This is a genomic window from Microcystis sp. M090S1, from assembly GCF_020246295.1.
GTDB classification, from domain to species: domain Bacteria; phylum Cyanobacteriota; class Cyanobacteriia; order Cyanobacteriales; family Microcystaceae; genus Microcystis; species Microcystis aeruginosa.
The window spans coordinates 16,488-33,524 of the sequence record NZ_JADBTF010000348.1 but is presented as its reverse complement, the minus strand read 5'-3'; the positions used below and the strand labels follow the sequence as shown (position 1 = coordinate 33,524).

Below are 17,037 nucleotides of genomic sequence, written 5' to 3'. Positions count from 1 at the left end.
TCTGAAATGGGGCGAAAGTCTGTGGACTCTGTGTAAGACAGTACATGGTTTTTTAACTGTGGTATGCGACGGTGGTGGAAGCAGAAACTTAAATCGTGAGGTTTAGGAATCGCCGCCCTAAAAGTGCGGCGAGGATGTCAACTAAGCTGAACTCTCTCAACTGCGAGAGTCTCCACCCTCAGCAAAGGGTTCGGAGGAGACTTTTCAGTCTCCTATCCCCTAATTCCCTACTCTAAAGCGTAGATACGACCATCCATGAGCAGACGGGTGATCCCTTTAGCTTCCAGTTGAGCGTGAGCTTTTTCGATCAGGCGACCGTCGGGAACTTTAATCACTTTTTCCTTGCGCTTGGAGAAACGACGAGCGATGCGATGACTTTCAAAGATGGGGAGGGTGCGCTGCTGGATTTCCTGAGGGGGAACCTTACCCAATTCGGCAAAATCCTTGAGGGGACGGGTGATTAATTCGGCAGCGCGATCAATGACCAAGTAACAGGTTTTGGGAAAAGCCGCCGCCGATAGGGGTAATATCTGTAATTGGGCTGTTTTAACGATAGTCGGGCCTAAATAGCTCCCCGCTAGTTCCTCCTCCTCCTCGTCTTCATCTTCATCTTCATCCTCCTCATCTTCATCCTCCTCATCTTCATCCTCATCCCAATCCTCGTCAAGCTCATCTTCCTCCTCCTCTTCCTCGATAGCTTCGACGAAAAACTCGGTTAAATTAGCGTCTTCTAGTGGTTTATCGCCATTAATTTCTATATCTTCCGAATGATCTGCTTCTGGCGGGTAAGAGCTATCCATTAACAGAGTTAATTGTTCCACAGCAGCGATCGGTTGCTGAAAATCCTGCTCATCCTTAGCTGCGATGTGGGCTACCGGAAAACCAATCACCTCGATCGTTTTTTCCGATAAATCCGCTGCTGCTCCCTCCGCCTCGAGGCCACGAGGATTACGGGCCAAGCGTTTTTTCTGGATTAATTGCTCGTATTCCTCGCTAGAAAAAGAATTTTTGAGAAAACGACTGACAGTAGAACTACTCACGCCATAACGCTCGGCTAAGGTGGAAGTGGTGGCCTCCGTTTCCCGATAAAGCTTAAGAATTTCTTTTTTCGTGGCATCAGTCAGTTTTCTTGCACTCATATTACTTATATAGTTATTTTTTAAGCGATAGGATCTTGCCGATGGCTAGTCAGGGGAAGCTGTTGTCCTTGAGCGGATGTACTCTTAATCATAAAACGCTCTAGCCAATTAAAACTAAGCAATTCGTTTTCTAGTCCCTGTTCTAGTCTATCCTTGACTTCTGTTTCTCACCACTACTCAAGATTAAAAAATTGACGATGATATCAAGTGCTGCTAGTCAAAAAGCCTTATTAGTTCTGGCCGATGGTACGGTTTACGAGGGTTATTCCTTCGGCTCCAAGGGAACCACCGTCGGCGAAGTTGTCTTTAACACGGGGATGACTGGTTATCAGGAAGTCCTCACCGATCCCAGTTATGCCGGTCAAATCGTCACTTTTACCTATCCGGAATTGGGAAATACGGGGGTTAACCCCGAGGATGAGGAGTCAATTCGTCCCCAGGTGAAAGGAGCGATCGCCAAAAATATCTGCCACCGGCCCAGTAATTGGCGTTCTACCCAATCCCTACCGGATTATCTGGCCGATCATCATGTTATTGGCATCTATGGCATCGATACCCGGTCTCTGACCCGCAAAATTCGCTCTGTTGGGGCGATGAATGGGGCAATTTCTACGGAAATACTCGATTATCACGATTTACTGCGGCTAGTGCAGGCGGCCCCCAGTATGGCGGGGTTAAATCTCGTTAAAGAAGTTACCACCAAGGAAGTGTACGAATGGACGACTCCAACCCCGTCCGCCTGGGAATTTGCGCCAATTGATAGTGATCAAGAACCGTTAACGGTGGTGGCGATCGATTTTGGCATCAAACGCAATATTCTCCGGCGTTTAGCCAGCTACGGTTGTCGGGTGATCGTGGTTCCCGCCGACACTCCCCCGGAAAAAATCGCCGCCTATAATCCCGATGGTATTTTCTTTTCTAACGGACCGGGAGATCCGGCGGCTGTCACCGAAGGTATTGCCCTAGCCAAGCAACTTTTACAAGGGGAAAAACCCACTTTTGGCATCTGTATGGGTCATCAAATTTTGGGGCTATCCCTAGGAGCAGAAACCTTTAAACTGAAATTTGGCCATCGCGGGTTAAATCAACCCTGTGGACTGCGGCAACAGGTGGAAATTACCAGTCAGAATCACGGTTTTGCCGTGCAGGAGGCTTCTTTAAATCCGCAAATGGAGATTACCCATCTCAACCTCAATGATCGCACCGTAGCGGGTTTAAAACACAGGTCTTTGCCCTTTTTCTCGGTACAATACCACCCAGAAGCCAGTCCCGGCCCCCACGATGCCGATTATCTGTTTGGCAAATTTGTCGATTTAATGCGGCAAGCAAAAAAGGATCGGTCGTAAATTTTTAGGATATACTAGGGTTTTGATTTTTACGGCTCTAGAGCTAGGAGGCGATTATTCCAGAAGCAATTAACTTGACCGTCAGCTTGCGAGGCACGCGTGAGGTCAGAGATAAGTACCAAATTTTCCGTTTGACGGGTCTTTTAGATGCCTTTTCCGAACCGACTTTTTGTAAGGTGATCGAAGGCTATGTGGAGCAAGGTCCCAAGGATGTGATTATTAGCCTCGCTCAGATTGATTTTATCGATAGCTCCGGTTTAGGGGCCCTAGTAAAATTAGTGAAAAAGGCCAAAACCGAAGGGGGCAGTTTACAAATTGTTACCAATCCCCGGGTAACTCAAACCGTAAAACTGGTGCGATTGGAGAAGTTTTTTTCCCTGCAACCCACCCTGGAAGCGGCGATCAAATATCTGGAAAAAGCGTAAATCGTGGAATCTCCTCTCGAACAAATTCGCTTACAGCTAAGTGGCGAGGGGTCACAACTCCTAGAGGGTCTTGACCGATTATCGCCTGCTTCTCTGGCCTATCTAGGGGATGCTGTTTATGAATTATACATCCGCACCTATTATTTACTGCCGCCCCAGCGTCTGGGAGACTATCACGCTCAGGTGGTGGGCAAAGTCAGGGCCGAACAACAGGCTTTAGATTTAGCACAACTGCAGCCCTATCTGACGGACCAAGAAAAAGAAATTCTGCGCCGGGGACGCAATGCGGTCACGGGAAAACGCCGTCGTCTGACAGCCCAAGTCTATCAGCAGGCCAGCAGTTTAGAAACCCTGTTCGGCTATCTTTATCTGCAAGACCCATCAAGATTACATCAACTATTAGAAAAACTAGAATTATAGCCCTCAGGGACGATTCCCGACTTTACTCTTAATCCATCCAATCATGAGCGATCGACCATTTCGTGGCAAGTCCGATAATAGTAATTTTCGCCGGCCCTCGCGGCCGAAAACCGGGCTAATTCTGGCTAAATCCCCGGCAGTAACTCCAGAAAACCAAGAAGCTGATGATCTGCTCTACGGTCGCCGGGTGGTTTTAACGGCCATGGAGGAGGAGCGCCAACTTAATCGGATTTGGGTGGTCAATCGACTCCGTTACGATCCCCGTTATCATACCCTCTTAGAAAAAGCCAAGGCCAACGGCACGGTAATTGATGAGGTGGATGATCTGCGTCTCGATCAGATTACCAATAAGGCCAATCATCAGGGGATTGCCGCCCAGATGTCTCCCTATGAGTATATCGAATTAGCCGATCTGATCGAGAAAGCTAAGGGCAGAAGTCGCCACCCCGTCATCGTCATCGCTGAAGGTATTACGGATCCCCATAACCTTGGGGCAATTATTCGCACCGCCGAAGCCATGGGTTGTCAGGGGGTAGTTATTCCCCAACGTCGGGCCGCTGGGGTGACATCGACGGTGATGAAAGTGGCGGCGGGGTCCTTGGAATATTTACCTGTGGCCAGGGTGGTTAATCTCAATCGTGCTTTAGAGGAATTAAAAGCGGCGGGTTTTTGGCTCTACGGCACGGCGGCAAAAAGTGGTAAATCCTTGCACACAATTAATTTAACGGGTGCGATCGGATTGGTGCTAGGTTCGGAGGGAGAGGGTTTGAGTCTGTTGACCCAAAAGTCCTGCGATGAGTTGGTATCTATCCCCTTGGCAGGCAAAACCCCCAGTCTCAATGCTTCGGTGGCGGCGGGTATGGCTCTTTATGAAGTTTACCGTCAACGCTGGCAAAATTCCCCCGACTGAAAATCTGTATTTTTAGACACTCCCAATAGCCAAAAGGAAAAAGTATAAATAGAATAGGAAGGAAGTTTGCGAAATGTAAACAAACGTGACAAAACCACCAGAGTAGATTTAGATGGGGAACGAAATGAAAGAATTTTTGATTAGCTTACTGGAAATGTTCGGATTAGCCTACTGGGTCGAGATTAAAACCGACTATCCCAGATGTACTTATTATTTCGGTCCTTTTCTCGCTAAAGACGAGGCTGAAGTCGCTCAAGCTGGTTACGAAGAAGATTTGAAAACAGAAGGAGCGCAGGGGATTAAATTGCATATAAAACGTTGTAAACCCGAAGATTTAACTATTTTTGAGGAAAAAGAAGAAATCAAGCTCCTGAATACCCTAAAGGTCTTAGGCAGTCAAGCTTCTTAACAACTTTCAGTGATCAGTAATCAGTAATCAGCTTCTGAAGGCAACAGGCAACAGGCAAAAGGCAAAAGGCTCCAAGAAAGGATTCGGCGATTCTCCTACCGAAAAAGAAGGCTAGAAACTAAGTAGAGCTTGCTGAATAAATGTGAAATATAGACGAGGTAAGGGTTTTAGGGTTCTGTTTCGCTCCCACAGGTGCAAGATTTTGAGAGAATCGTGGTTCAAAACCTGGCCTCTTCATCGGCCCGCGTCCTGTAGGGGCGAAGCATTCGGGCAATAACCTATCGGTGAAACCCTAGATATTCTATCCGAATGCTTCGCCCCTACTTTTTGCCGCAAACCCTAAATATCAATGGGAGCGATTTAAAAAACAGCTATATTCTGCTTCTGTCAGCCTTCCCGCTTCGTAGAGAGTATCGGTAATTTCTGCCAGGGTTAAAACCGAATAAGCTTGATAACCATGACTACGAAGTTTCTCTTTAACAGGGCCACCATGGTCGATAAAAACCACGATATCATTAACTAATAATCCCGCCGATTTAATCTTTGCTGCCCCCTCGATCGCACTTTTGCCAGAAATTAAAATATCGTCCACCACTACCACGGTTTCCCCCACTTGAAAATTACCTTCAATTACTCTTCTTGTGCCGTGAGCTTTTACTTCTTTGCGGGGGAAAATCATCGGATGATTTAATAATAAAGATAAACCCGTGGCTGTAGGTAAAGAGCCGTAGGGGATACCAGCAATGCGGTCAAATGTCAAGGTTTTTAATATTTCTCCATAGGCTTCAATTACCTGCTGAAAAATATTAGGATTAGAGATAATTTTTCTCAGATCAATATAATAGGAAAAAGTTTCTCCCGATGCTTGCACATAATCGCCAAACAGCAAGCAACCAATATCAAATAATTGTAGAATTAAATCCTGATGAGGATGTTGTTTTAAAAGACAAACGTTAGCAGTCCAAGTATCATCTCCGCTCGATTCTTGCTGGTGATTTTGTTTAATTTTGTTGACTTCCTCGCGTAAATCCTTGACTTTTGCCCCCAAATCGGGTTGAGATAAAAAGTCTTGGGGTACAGGAATTAATAAACCCTCGCCATGACTATTTAAACCCACAGTAATTAACTCGGAGAATTTACTTTTGTCTTCCCAAATACTGCGTAATAAAATCAATCTTTCGGGGGCAAAATTGCGAATTTTTTTCAAAATCTCCGGTTGAGTGGTTCCCACTTCTAAAAATACTTGTTCGGGAGTTCCCCAAGTACAAGCTTCTTTGACGACTTGCAGATAAAAAGGATTGTCGCGACTGGGGAATTCTTGCAGATTAATCGCGCCTTGATTGGAAGTATGACAAAGGATAAAAGCGCCATGCTCGGGATAAACTAAAAAAGGAGCAACGTGATCCTGTCCGGAGTAGGGATTGAGAGTAACCGCGTCCACCTGCCAAGTTTTAAAGATAGTCTCGGCTAAAATACTGCTAGTATTAATATCGCCGTGTTTAGCATCCAAAATTACCGGGATATGATCGGGAATTGCCGTTAAAATTCGCTGTAATAATTCTAACCCTGCCGCTCCCAAAGCTTGATAAAAGCCTAAAGTTGGTTTGTAGGCACAGACAAAAGGGGCAGTTTCATCGATAATAAACTTGAGCCACTGTTCTAAATTAACGATTAATTCTCCCGGGGTGGAGGGCATCATTTCGGGGTTAGCATCTAAACCGAGGACAAGTAGAGTCTGGTTTTGACTAATGGCGTGGTTTAACTTTTGAAAAAAATTCATCGGTTTCTAATCTCAGAATTCTGGATTAGTTTCTAATTCTACACTATTTGGCCGAAAAATAGGCTGTAAAATTGTCTGGTGCAGACTTTTTCTGGTGTCAGCGTCAAGGAATTTCTTTTGTAGAGGTTGCCATTCTTGCCATTTTTGGTGACGGATATTTCGGAAAATTTCTAGTAAGGTGGGCATTTCCTTGGCAAGACAATTAGGGAAAATTTGGCTAAGAAAAGCCGAGAGAACACAACAATCCTGCATTTCTCCGAGAATACTTTGAAGGTTTTTAATATCTTCTAGATACTCTCGATATTTGTCGCCATAAAACTGAGGGAATAACTCCATATTATAGCGGGAACGCTTGGCTTCTTTACGGAGATCGTGCAGTAATAATCCTTCTTTTTCCAATAAGTCATCAATTTCTTGACTAGAAAACTCTCGTAATCTTTTATAGTCCTCTAAATTTACCCCAACTAACCAGCCTTCATGGAGTAAAAAGCGACTCGCTTGCGGTAATAATAAGTCTGGTAAAACTGTGGCAATATCTAATTTTCCAATCGGTTGATAGGTGGGATTATCCAACCAACTGGCAAAATCTGCCTTAAAATTGAGAAATTTATCGGACTTTAAGAGTTTTTCTACCTTAGCAAAAGCCTTCTCCCTTCGGTGTTCGAGAACTTGTAAAACTTTCTTCAGTAAATCCTGTTCTTTCGGTGGTAAAATTGGCTGATAATGGCCGACAAAAGCCGATTTTAACACATCTAAATCCCGCAATTCTCCTAAAATTCTGCCCAGATTACCCACCCGTTTTTGGTCGGCAGATTTCGGCATGGTTAAAGCGGGGGCAAAACCGGTTAAGGTACTGCGAAGACGGCGCATTCCCACACGAATTTGATGTAATTCTTCCGTATCCTGATCGAGTAAAACCCCAGCTTCGTGTTTAAGAACTTTATGAAAATGTTTATCAATACCGATATAGGCCCAATCGGCAACAGTTTTAGCCCGAGGATTAAATTTGTTAGTCATTTGTCTTTAGCGAGGAAATAATGTCAAGATGGTGATAGAATCTTTAAATAAAGACTGGAACTAATAGATCCCATTTATTCTACACAATAGGATGAAGCAGCCGCTTTAAGAGAAGTTTATGGATAGTTTTTGGCTAGATTATGCGGGGGAAATCGCTTTTCGCACTGGAGAGCATCTTTTCTTGACGGGAATAGCCATGGCTATGGGTAGCTTAATCGGGATTCCTCTAGGTATTTTAATTAGTCGTCAAGCTATTCTCGCCCCACCAATTATAGCGATCGTTAACACCCTACAGACTATCCCCAGTTTAGCCCTATTTGGTTTTTTAATTTCCGTGCCTTTTTTGGGAGGAATCGGCAAAATTCCCGCTATTGTTGCCCTAACTCTCTATACTTTACTGCCAATTGTTTTAAATACCTATCTGGGCATCAAAAAAGTTGATCCCGAATTAAAATTAGCCGGGTTATCCCTAGGCATGACCGACGGTCAAATCCTGCGCTATATCGAATTACCCCTGGCCAGGGCGACAATTTTGGCAGGAGTGAGAATTGCGACGGTGATTGCTATCGGTGTGGCCACGATCGCAGCTGCCATCGGTGGCGGTGGTTTGGGAGTGTTTATTTTTCGCGGTATTGCCACGGTCAACAATCAGTTAATTTTGGCGGGGGCAATTCCTGCCGCTTTTTTAGCCCTTGTTGCCGATTGGAGTCTCGGTCGGCTAGAAAAGACCTTTTCCCCTTCGCAACGTCCGAAAAAGCCCTCTAAATGGCAATGGGGCTTAGGTTTAATCGGGTTGGCCCTGCTATCTTTCCTCTTGACTCAAATTTTCCATTCATCCCCCGGCACAGTGGTGATCGGTTCCAAAAATTTTACTGAACAGGTGATTTTAGGGGAAATTTTGGCACAGGAAATCGAAAAAGAGACGAATTTACGGGTTGAGCGTCAATTTAATCTCGGTGGTACTCTGATCTGTCATGAAGCGGTGAAAGCGGGTAAAATCGACGGTTATGTGGAGTATTCTGGCACGGCTTTCACGGGAATTTTGCAAGAAAAACCCCTTAACGATGCCCGATTAGTCTCTGAAAAGCTGCAGGAGATTTATCCAGAAAAATTTAATCTAGAAGTCTTTCCCAGTTTAGGATTCGAGAATACTTTCGCCATTGTTATCCGGGGAGAAACCGCCAGTCAATACAATCTGAAAACTCTCTCGCAAGTGGCTAAATATACCCCCAATTGGCAAGCGGGTTTTGGTTATGAATTTTTGGAAAGGGAAGACGGTTACAAGGGATTAGCGAAGACCTACGGGCTAAATTTTGCCGGACCCCCGAAAGTGATGGATTTAGGGTTAATGTACCGCGCTTTAGCCGAAAAACAAGTGGATTTAGTGGCGGGAAATTCCACCGATGGCTTAATTCCCGTGCTAGATTTAGTCATCCTAGAAGATGATCGACGCTATTTTCCTCCCTACGAAGCGGTACCGATTTTTAACCTGGATAGTTTGCGAAAATATCCGCAATTGCGACAGGTTTTAGACAAACTCACCGGCAAAATTACCTCCACAGCTATGCAGAAATTAAACTATCAGGTGGATGGACGCGATCGTAGGGTGGAGGAAGTGGTTAAAGAATTTCTAGTCTCCCTCTCTTAACCATTTAGTGACTCCCCCGGGTTGGTCGATTAAACTAATGCCTTGGGCTTTTAATTCTGCGCGAATGCGATCGCTTTCGGCGTAATTTTTCGCTTTTTTTGCCTCTGTCCGTTGTTGGATCAGATTTTCGATATCCGCTGCACTAATTCCCTCAGAAACAGGGTTTTCCCTCTGGTCGGCGGCAATTTCTAGGCCCAAAACCCTAGACAATTTCACCAAAGTATGCCATTTTACCGCTAATTGGGCCAGATTGCTGTCTGTCTTACCCGCATGGGTTAAATTATTACCTTCCTTGCGTAATTCCTTAGCGATTTCAAATAACACCGCTAAACCACCGGCAAAGTTAAAATCGTGATTTACCGCCTCTTGAAAGCGATTTTCTAGCTCTTGGTCAGTAATTCCAGGATTATCTTGCTGAAGATGCTTATAACCAAAGGATAAACCCTCTTGTAAAGTATGCCAGCCATTAGTGGCCGCCAGCAATCCCTCATCGGAAAAATCGATCGGTTTGCGGTATTGGGCGCCTAAAATTAATAATCTCACGGCTAAGGGGTCATATTTTGCCAATAACTCGCGAATAGTGATGAAATTACCGAGGGATTTCGACATTTTTTCCCCTGCCACCTTGACCATGCCATTATGTAACCAATAGTGGGCCAGAGGTTTACCGGTAGCCGCTTCACTTTGGGCGATTTCGTTTTCGTGGTGGGGAAAAATTAGATCACTTCCCCCCACATGAATATCGATAGTTTCTCCCAATTGTTCTTTGACCATGGCCGAACATTCAATATGCCACCCCGGACGACCTTGACCCCAGGGAGAATCCCAACTAGGTTCCCCCGATTTTGCCCCCTTCCAGAGGGCAAAATCAAAGGGGTCTTGTTTCTTAACTGCTTCCGGGTCGTCGGTTTCTACCCGGCCGCTGGCGCCGGCTTGCAGATCATCCAGTTTTCGCCCTGATAGTTTGCCATAATCGGAAAAACGACGGACGGAATAGTAAACATCGCCATCGCTGGGGTAAGCATAGCCTTTTTGTTCTAATTCATGGACTAGGCGCTTGATACCGTCGAGGGTATGAGTTGCCCGGGGATAAGCGTCCGCCGGTCTGACTCCTAATTTTGCCATATCTTCAAAGTAGGCCTCGATAAATCTCTCGGCCACGGCTGCCATGGTGGTATGTTCATTTTTAGCCCGATTGAGAATTTTATCGTCAATATCGGTGAAATTCTGAATATAGCGCACTTTATAACCGAGATACTCTAAATAACGCCGCACCACATCCCAAACCACACAGGTACGCGCATGACCCAAATGGCAATAATCATAGACGGTAATGCCGCAGCAATACATGGAGACAATGCCGGGGATGAGGGGGGTAAAGGGTTCTTCGCGACGACTGAGGGTGTTGTAGAGGATTAAGGTCATGGAGGGGGAATTTTTTTCTGGGGAAAAAGGCTAGTCCAATTTTATAGCAGTTATCAGTGATCAGTTATCAGTAATCAGTTATCAGTAATCAGTTATCAGTGATAACTGATTACTTTCCCCAGGGTGAGCGCATCTCAAACCCTATTGACAATTGGCCAATTTGGTGATAAGCATGGGCATTTCAAGTGATACCAGTCAATCAGAATAGTTAGGAACTCGACCTATTTGGTCGATTGTTGCTCAACAATTGAGATGGCGAATTCTCCTCAAATATGCCTGAATCGTGGGTAGGCAACTCAGATAAAGTTCATTTTGTCAAGGATTGTCTAAGATGAGCTTACCCTGATTTCTTTACTATATTTTGTGTTTTTTGTCAAGAGGTTTTTAGGGTTTTAGTAAAGATATGACGGTAAGATTCGAGAAGATAGGACTGTTTTGATGACAACTATTATTGATAGAATCGATAGAATAACGAGAGGAAAGCTTGATTGTTTGCCTCAACCGACAATTTTTAATTGTTAATAAACTTTGACCAGACCCTAACTATGAATGAACCACCTAATAGCGCTGGCGATGAAATCCAATTACCCCGGGGAGAAAGAGTTGGCCAGCTAAGAAATCTCATCGAAACCCTACGCATTGCCGATGAAGTGGCCAATCGAGGTTATTTGATTACCAGCGCCGAAGTGGCCGATTTAATGGATATTAATCCAGGTGCCGTTACCAGTCGAGGCGACCATTGGCCGTGGCGAAATTGGGTAATCTCCCGGGTCAGACGCGAGGGAAACCAAATTCTTTGGCAGTTGGAAAAAGTCGATTAGGATTAATTGCAACTATCAGTACTTTTGTAAAGAGGCGATAATTAGACCTCTTGCAAAAATCAAAAATCTTCCGTTAGGTGAGGAGTCAGGAGCCAGTAGCCGGTCGTCAGGAGAATTAAAAATGAGCATTAATCAATTAAATGCTCTATTTAGGAGTTTTATGCAATTTTATGTCTATTTTTCTCATTTTTGCACTCTCAAAAATTAATTATGCAAGAACTCTATTATTTGGTTAAGTACCTAAGCAAAATTAATTACACATCCAAGCCGTCACCCGTCAGCCAAACGCTTTTTGTTGTGATCAGTAAACAGTGAACTAAAAATTCAAATCTGATCCCTGATAGCTGTCTCGGAGTCTCCTGTCTCGGAGTCTCCTGTCTCGACTAGGAAATTAATTTTGCACGACTACTTAAATTAGTAATTATCTCGTCATTTTCCCCCAGCAGATGACGTGCGAAACGTCGGGCTAGGGGCGGAGCCGATACAAGTGTACTGGTAAAGCCAGAAAATACCTGCAATCCCACTTTATCGGCGATCGCTCCCACTAGGGGCTGTCCCGAGGGGGCAAAGGCCACTAGGCAATGATGACAGCTTCCGGGGAGAGAGGCTAAAGAGGGCAGCAATATCCCCACGGCGGCGCGTATTGCTTTTTCCCCCGCCAGAGGGTTTAAAATCCCGTCTGGATCGGTGATAATGGCGCTAATTTGCCCTAGATAAAGGCTTTGATCCCGGAATTGTACCGCCCCCGTTTCTAAAACACTGGCAATTATTTCTGGGGTTTCTCTCTGCCAAATGCCCTGATTTTCTAGTTGGGTAATTTTTTGCTCTAATACCAATCTAGCAGGAATTGCGGGCATAACTAGGGTGTTGAATTTGATCTCAGTGGGGGGAATTTTGATCACCTGGGCATGGGTAAAATAGACGGAAGCAGTAATACCAGATTTTTGCAGTAAAGACCGGGTTAATCCCCCCGCACAAACGATAGTTTCCCCAGCATAATAATTATTTTTAGGAGTTTTTACGCCGGTAATTCTCGATGCAGTTTCAATTAATTCGATGACAGCTTCCCGAATAATCTTGCCTCCCAGACGTAGAAAAGCTTGTTGATAGGCAAGATTAGTTTTTTCGGCGTTGATGTGACCGTGGGGCAGTCGTAAAACTCCGGAGATAGCTGCGGGATTTAATAGAGGTTCTAAAGCGATCGCTGCTTGCGGATCGAGAATTTCGGGAGTAATAGCAAAGATAGCAAATTTTTCGGCCACAGCGACTGGATCATCTTCGGGGTTAACGGTGAGAATTAGCTCTATGTCCCGGTATTCGTTATCTATGCCCAATTCCTGCGATAAATTGCGCTGAATTTCTCGACCTTCTTGGTATAATTTTCTCTCGATTTCTGTGGTGGCCGACCAATAGGCTAAACCCCCGTAACTGTAGAAAGTGGCGTTGAGGGGATGGGTTTCTTTTTCTAATAAGAGGACTCGACTGCCTAGGTTAGCTAGTTCATAACTTAAGGCAGAACCGGTGATACCACCACCGATAATTATATAATCATAAGTTGTGGTCATAATTGGGCTAATTTTTCCTCGATTAATCTATTCTATCATTATACTTGCTCAGTTCCCTGGTTCTGATTTAAGCAATAGTTGCTATAATTAGAGGAAAAGTTGAAAGCGGGACTGGATAACTATGCAACAGTTAGAAACTAGGGGGATAACTGACCGATGGATTAAAGCTAGTTGGGAAGAATACTTAGCAGCAATTAACCACCTCCCAGAGAATCAAGGAAAAAGTTATTATTACAATGGCTATTATCGATTAGAAATGACTCCTATTGGATTTGAACACGCTAGAGATCATCATGTTGTCTTTTTGGGGGTGAGTCTCTACGCTATCCTCAAAGAAATTCCTTTTCAAGGACTCCCCACTTGTTCCTATCGCAAAAGAGGAATTAGAGAAGTGCAGCCAGATATATCTTACTATCTAGGAGAGAAAGCGAATCTGATACCAAATGGGACTTCGATTATTGATTTAAATCAGTATCCTCCACCAGATTTAGTCATTGAAATCTCAAAATCTACCCTCAATGATGACTTAGGTAATAAACGCTTGCTCTACGAAGAATTAGGAGTTAGTGAATACTGGAGTGTTAAGGTAAATGATCCTCAAATATTCGCTTTTGAAATAATCGATCGAGGTAGCAAAAGAATTGATATATCAAAGGTTTTACCTAATTTAAGACTTGCGGTTTTAGAGTCAGCTTTACAACAGGCACGCACCAGAGATCAAAGTCAGGTGGGACGTTGGTTAATCACTCAATTTCAAGGTTAACTCCATAAAATCGAGGCTAATATTATGCAACAGCTAGAAACTACTATCTCGACAGATTTATGGATTAAAGCTAGTTGGGAAGAATACTTAGAAGCAATTAACAACTTCCCAGAAAATCAAGGAAAAAGTTATTATTACAATGGCTATTATCGATTAGAAATGACTCCTATTGGTAACGATCATGCCAGCGATCATGCTATTTTGATCTTCGCTGTTAGTCTCTATGCTACCCTAAAAAATTTGGCCTTTAATGCCAAAGATAATTGCAGTTTTCGCAAGTCGGTTTATCGAGAAGTTCAACCAGATATATCTTATTATTTTGCGGAGAAAGCTAATCTAATTTCCTACGGTACTTCGATTATTGATTTAAATCAGTATCCCCCACCAGATTTAGTCATTGAAATCTCAAAATCTACCCTCAATGATGACTTAGGTAATAAACGCTTACTCTATGAAGAATTAGGAGTTAGTGAATACTGGAGTGTTAAGGTAAATGATCCTCAAATATTCGCTTTTGAAATAATCGATCGAGGTAGCAAAAGAATTGATATATCAAAGGTTTTACCTAATTTAAAACTCGCGGTTTTAGAGTCAGCTTTACAACAGGCACGCAGCAAGGATCAAAGTCAGGTGGGACGTTGGTTAATCAGTCAATTTCAAGGTTAAATCTTACTGTTTTTTGGCAGCCGCTTTCTCCAATAAAGACTCGGCAAAAGCGATGGCATCTGCTGCCGAATTTCCTCCCGTTAATTGTGCCAATTCTTCCCTTCTCGTCTGACGATTATCGAGAGAAGTAACCCGGACAACCGTGCGAATTTCCGAGAGATTAGTGGGATTATCTTCGGCAATCATTTGTTTATAAACTCGAAAATGGTGATCAGCTAAAGCAGCCACTAAGGGTTGATGAGTAACGCATAAAACTTGATATTGTTGACCTAATTGATCTAATTTATCGGCAATTGCTTGGGCAACTTTTCCCGATACTCCCGCATCAATTTCATCAAAAATTAGGGTTGCTGCTGCCGATTGGGATTGGGAAAAACAGGACTTTAACGCTAGGAGAAAACGACTCATTTCTCCTCCGGAAGCGGTACTGGATAAAGGTTGGATTTTTTCCCCCGGATTGGGACTAAAATAAAATACCACTTGATCGACTCCCAGACTGCTAGGATTACCCGGGTTAATCCGACAGACAAAAATCACCTTTTCCATGGCTAAAGGTTTTAATTCCTGTACCAATTGTTTTTCTAGTTGACTAGCGGTTTGTTGTCGCAAAAAGGTCAACTGGGTGCTAGTTTCTCGATAGATGTTTTCCTGTTGCTGACAAATTTTTTCTAATTCTTCAATGGATTGTCCTTCTCCCGTCAACTCCGCTAATTCCTGCTGTAATTTCTGATAATAATCGAGCGCTTCGGCTAAACTTGGGCCATATTTGCGACAAATGCGCTTAAGTTGGACAATTCTCTCTTCTATCTCGTTCAATCTCTCGGGATCTGCCTCTAGACTATCCCCATAAACGTTGATTTCCTGTCCCGCTTCCACCACCTGATTTAATGCCGATCGCACCATCTCTAAAATTGGCTCTAAACTGATATCATAAACCATCATATTTGTCAAGATATTTTCAGCTTTTCCTAACAAATCGGCGACGGCCGGTTGATCGCGATCATTTTGGTAGAGTAGTTGATAGACTTGATAGCTGGAATTTTGCAAATCGACACCGTGGGAGAGTCGGTTTCTTTCCTGTTCCAACTGTTCCAACTCGTCAGCGTCAGTTAAATTAGCTGATTCTAGTTCTTTTAGTTGATATTCTAATAAATCTAATCTCTGTAGGCGATTTTGTTCCGATTGCAACCTATTATTTAAACTATTCTTGCTTTCTTGCCAGTTAAGGTAGGCTATGGCTACCTTTTCCCGCTGCCGCAGCAGCGATTCACCCCCGTAGAGATCTAATAATTCCCTCTGTCGATTAGCGTCCATTAACTGAACTGTTTGACCTTGAGCGGTGATTTCTACCAAAAAATCTCTTATTTGCGCCATTTGTTGGCGATTAGCGACGACTCCGTTAATGCGAGAACGAGAACGCAAGGAATTATTAGTAATCACTAATTCCCGGCTGATGGTCAGACTATTATCCTCTAATGGGTCAATTTCCTGACTTTCTAGCCAAGCAATTAATTCTGGGGTGAGAGAAAAAGTCGCTTCTAGGGTTGATTGTTGGCTTCCCTGACGGATGACGCGATGATTGACTTTACCACCGAGAACAATATCGATCGCATCTAATATAATCGATTTTCCTGCCCCCGTCTCACCGGTCAGTACATTTAATCCGTTCCCGAAAGTTAATTCTAAGCGATCGATGAGGGTAAAATTTTGAATTTGTAGGCAGGATAACATATATCGGTAATCAGTAATCAGTTGCTAAGTAGGTAGGCGTTAAAAATTATCAGACACCCCCCTTATTAAGGGGGGATCCCCCCGCCTATCGGCACCCCCCTTATTAAGGGGGGATCCCCCCGCCTATCGGCACCCCCCTTATTAAGGGGGGCAGGGGGGATCGAACCTAAAATCCATTTTTAATTTAATTATAACCAGTTACTTATTCTCATTATCTTTCACCATTCCCTAATTTTCCCCGAAACGGTAGCCTTTCCCATAGACAGTATTAATGAGAGGTGTTTCCCCGGCCGCTTCGATTTTACGACGCAGCAAGCGCATCAGGGCAGGAACGACATTACTATTAGGTTGCTCTCCTTCTGACCAGAGATGCTGATAAATTTGTTCATGGGTGAGAAGTTGACCCGGATGGGTCATAAATAAAGTCAATAATTGTACTTCTTTTGCTGATAAACTAATCGTGCGACCGTGACGATAGGCCACTTGATTTTCGCTATCGAGTTCCAAATCAGCACATTTTAATTTACTGCTATTACTAGCTTCAAAATTGGGAGAACGACGCAATAAAGCGCGGACTCTCGCTAATAATTCTCGCAGTTGAAAGGGTTTGACTAAATAATCATCAGCACCGGCATCTAATCCCGCTACTCGATCATCTATGGTATCCTTAGCGGTTAGAAACAAAACGGGAGTGGTGTCCCCTTGATTGCGTAAATATTGACAGATTTGTAATCCGGATTGCTGGGGTAACATCCAATCGAGAATTAAGAGGTCATAATTATTCTCTTGTGCCAATTCTAAACCCGTCCGACCATTATCAGCAATATCAACTTCATAGCCTTCTTGAGCAAGAATTTGTTCTAAGGGTTCGGTTAATTCTTTTTCATCATCAACGATAAGTATTTTCATAAAAGTAAAAAAGATGGTGTTGGGTTTTGGGGTTTTGGGGTTTTGGGGTTTTTTAGTTGAATC

Annotated in this window: 16 protein-coding genes; 9 read left to right on the top strand and 7 right to left on the bottom strand. The window is 43.7% G+C overall.

Annotated features, from left to right (window positions below; all coding sequences use genetic code 11):
• Positions 1–227: 227 nt before the first annotated feature.
• Positions 228–1,139, bottom strand: coding sequence for a helix-turn-helix domain-containing protein (locus IM477_RS15595; RefSeq protein ID WP_287732465.1), 912 nt, complete (start codon positions 1,137–1,139; stop codon positions 228–230).
• Positions 1,140–1,336: 197 nt separating this feature from the next.
• Between IM477_RS15595 and carA the strand changes: the two genes are divergently transcribed.
• The 5 genes from carA to IM477_RS15570 all read left to right on the top strand — a co-directional run bounded on the left by carA (position 1,337) and on the right by IM477_RS15570 (position 4,649).
• The gene (carA, locus tag IM477_RS15590) at positions 1,337–2,485 is read left to right on the top strand and encodes a glutamine-hydrolyzing carbamoyl-phosphate synthase small subunit (protein ID WP_287732464.1); all 1,149 of its coding nucleotides are present in this window, start codon (positions 1,337–1,339) and stop codon (positions 2,483–2,485) included.
• A gap of 74 nt (positions 2,486–2,559) precedes the next feature.
• A complete protein-coding gene (locus tag IM477_RS15585; protein ID WP_002793971.1) occupies positions 2,560–2,910 on the top strand; it encodes an STAS domain-containing protein in 351 nt (116 codons plus the stop codon).
• Positions 2,911–2,913: 3 nt separating this feature from the next.
• Positions 2,914–3,330: a Mini-ribonuclease 3 gene (locus IM477_RS15580; RefSeq protein WP_287732463.1), complete on the top strand. Its 417-nt coding sequence runs from the start codon at positions 2,914–2,916 to the stop codon at positions 3,328–3,330.
• A gap of 43 nt (positions 3,331–3,373) precedes the next feature.
• Positions 3,374–4,240 carry a 23S rRNA (guanosine(2251)-2'-O)-methyltransferase RlmB gene (gene rlmB, locus IM477_RS15575; RefSeq protein ID WP_287732462.1) on the top strand — a complete coding sequence of 289 codons (867 nt, stop codon included), beginning with the start codon at positions 3,374–3,376 and terminating at the stop codon, positions 4,238–4,240.
• Between the two features lie 112 nt (positions 4,241–4,352).
• Complete coding sequence (locus IM477_RS15570; protein WP_287674912.1) at positions 4,353–4,649, top strand: DUF1816 domain-containing protein; 297 nt, start codon at positions 4,353–4,355, stop codon at positions 4,647–4,649.
• A 346-nt stretch (positions 4,650–4,995) separates the two neighbouring features.
• On the opposite strand, the gene IM477_RS15565 is transcribed toward IM477_RS15570, so the two are convergent.
• Complete coding sequence (locus IM477_RS15565) at positions 4,996–6,429, bottom strand: bifunctional orotidine-5'-phosphate decarboxylase/orotate phosphoribosyltransferase (protein ID WP_147069116.1); 1,434 nt, start codon at positions 6,427–6,429, stop codon at positions 4,996–4,998.
• Between the two features lie 12 nt (positions 6,430–6,441).
• Positions 6,442–7,446 (bottom strand): CHAD domain-containing protein, encoded by a 1,005-nt coding sequence (locus IM477_RS15560; protein WP_125730289.1) that lies wholly within the window; start codon positions 7,444–7,446, stop codon positions 6,442–6,444.
• A 118-nt stretch (positions 7,447–7,564) separates the two neighbouring features.
• Between IM477_RS15560 and IM477_RS15555 the strand changes: the two genes are divergently transcribed.
• Positions 7,565–9,094, top strand: coding sequence for a glycine betaine ABC transporter substrate-binding protein (locus IM477_RS15555; protein WP_287732461.1), 1,530 nt, complete (start codon positions 7,565–7,567; stop codon positions 9,092–9,094).
• Here IM477_RS15555 and cysS read toward each other — a convergent pair.
• Positions 9,077–10,519, bottom strand: a complete 1,443-nt coding sequence (gene cysS, locus IM477_RS15550; RefSeq protein WP_287732460.1) for a cysteine--tRNA ligase — start codon at positions 10,517–10,519, stop codon at positions 9,077–9,079. The genes IM477_RS15555 and cysS overlap by 18 nt on opposite strands.
• Positions 10,520–11,064: 545 nt before the next feature.
• Here cysS and IM477_RS15545 point away from each other — a divergent pair.
• A complete protein-coding gene (locus tag IM477_RS15545) occupies positions 11,065–11,340 on the top strand; it encodes a hypothetical protein (RefSeq protein WP_287732459.1) in 276 nt (91 codons plus the stop codon).
• A 383-nt stretch (positions 11,341–11,723) separates the two neighbouring features.
• Here the strand turns inward: IM477_RS15545 and IM477_RS15540 are convergent, their stop codons facing one another.
• On the bottom strand, positions 11,724–12,905 hold the full coding sequence (locus IM477_RS15540; RefSeq protein ID WP_287732458.1) for an NAD(P)/FAD-dependent oxidoreductase: 1,182 nt from the start codon (positions 12,903–12,905) through the stop codon (positions 11,724–11,726).
• A 121-nt stretch (positions 12,906–13,026) separates the two neighbouring features.
• Between IM477_RS15540 and IM477_RS15535 the strand changes: the two genes are divergently transcribed.
• Together IM477_RS15535 and IM477_RS15530 are read left to right on the top strand one after the other, a co-directional pair.
• Entirely contained in the window at positions 13,027–13,668 is a 642-nt protein-coding gene (locus IM477_RS15535) for a Uma2 family endonuclease (RefSeq protein WP_287732457.1), read from the top strand.
• Positions 13,669–13,692: 24 nt separating this feature from the next.
• Complete coding sequence (locus IM477_RS15530) at positions 13,693–14,334, top strand: Uma2 family endonuclease (protein WP_287732456.1); 642 nt, start codon at positions 13,693–13,695, stop codon at positions 14,332–14,334.
• Positions 14,335–14,337: 3 nt separating this feature from the next.
• Here IM477_RS15530 and recN read toward each other — a convergent pair whose 3' ends face one another.
• Positions 14,338–16,065: a DNA repair protein RecN gene (gene recN / locus IM477_RS15525; protein WP_287732455.1), complete on the bottom strand. Its 1,728-nt coding sequence runs from the start codon at positions 16,063–16,065 to the stop codon at positions 14,338–14,340.
• A 228-nt stretch (positions 16,066–16,293) separates the two neighbouring features.
• Positions 16,294–16,974 carry a two-component system response regulator RppA gene (rppA, locus tag IM477_RS15520; protein WP_287732454.1) on the bottom strand — a complete coding sequence of 227 codons (681 nt, stop codon included), beginning with the start codon at positions 16,972–16,974 and terminating at the stop codon, positions 16,294–16,296.
• Positions 16,975–17,037: the final 63 nt, after the last annotated feature.

What these genes read in the sequence shown, in the direction of transcription:
- IM477_RS15560 (WP_125730289.1), bottom strand. Translation starts at nt 7,446, where the DNA reads ATGACTAACAAATTTAATCCTCGGGCTAAAACTGTTGCCGATTGGGCC.
- recN (WP_287732455.1), bottom strand. Translation starts at nt 16,065, where the DNA reads ATGTTATCCTGCCTACAAATTCAAAATTTTACCCTCATCGATCGCTTA.
- IM477_RS15555 (WP_287732461.1), top strand. Translation starts at nt 7,565, where the DNA reads ATGGATAGTTTTTGGCTAGATTATGCGGGGGAAATCGCTTTTCGCACT.
- IM477_RS15545 (WP_287732459.1), top strand. Translation starts at nt 11,065, where the DNA reads ATGAATGAACCACCTAATAGCGCTGGCGATGAAATCCAATTACCCCGG.
- carA (WP_287732464.1), top strand. Translation starts at nt 1,337, where the DNA reads ATGATATCAAGTGCTGCTAGTCAAAAAGCCTTATTAGTTCTGGCCGAT.
- cysS (WP_287732460.1), bottom strand. Translation starts at nt 10,519, where the DNA reads ATGACCTTAATCCTCTACAACACCCTCAGTCGTCGCGAAGAACCCTTT.
- IM477_RS15540 (WP_287732458.1), bottom strand. Translation starts at nt 12,905, where the DNA reads ATGACCACAACTTATGATTATATAATTATCGGTGGTGGTATCACCGGT.
- IM477_RS15595 (WP_287732465.1), bottom strand. Translation starts at nt 1,139, where the DNA reads ATGAGTGCAAGAAAACTGACTGATGCCACGAAAAAAGAAATTCTTAAG.
- IM477_RS15530 (WP_287732456.1), top strand. Translation starts at nt 13,693, where the DNA reads ATGCAACAGCTAGAAACTACTATCTCGACAGATTTATGGATTAAAGCT.
- IM477_RS15570 (WP_287674912.1), top strand. Translation starts at nt 4,353, where the DNA reads ATGGGGAACGAAATGAAAGAATTTTTGATTAGCTTACTGGAAATGTTC.
- IM477_RS15535 (WP_287732457.1), top strand. Translation starts at nt 13,027, where the DNA reads ATGCAACAGTTAGAAACTAGGGGGATAACTGACCGATGGATTAAAGCT.
- IM477_RS15565 (WP_147069116.1), bottom strand. Translation starts at nt 6,429, where the DNA reads ATGAATTTTTTTCAAAAGTTAAACCACGCCATTAGTCAAAACCAGACT.
- rlmB (WP_287732462.1), top strand. Translation starts at nt 3,374, where the DNA reads ATGAGCGATCGACCATTTCGTGGCAAGTCCGATAATAGTAATTTTCGC.
- rppA (WP_287732454.1), bottom strand. Translation starts at nt 16,974, where the DNA reads ATGAAAATACTTATCGTTGATGATGAAAAAGAATTAACCGAACCCTTA.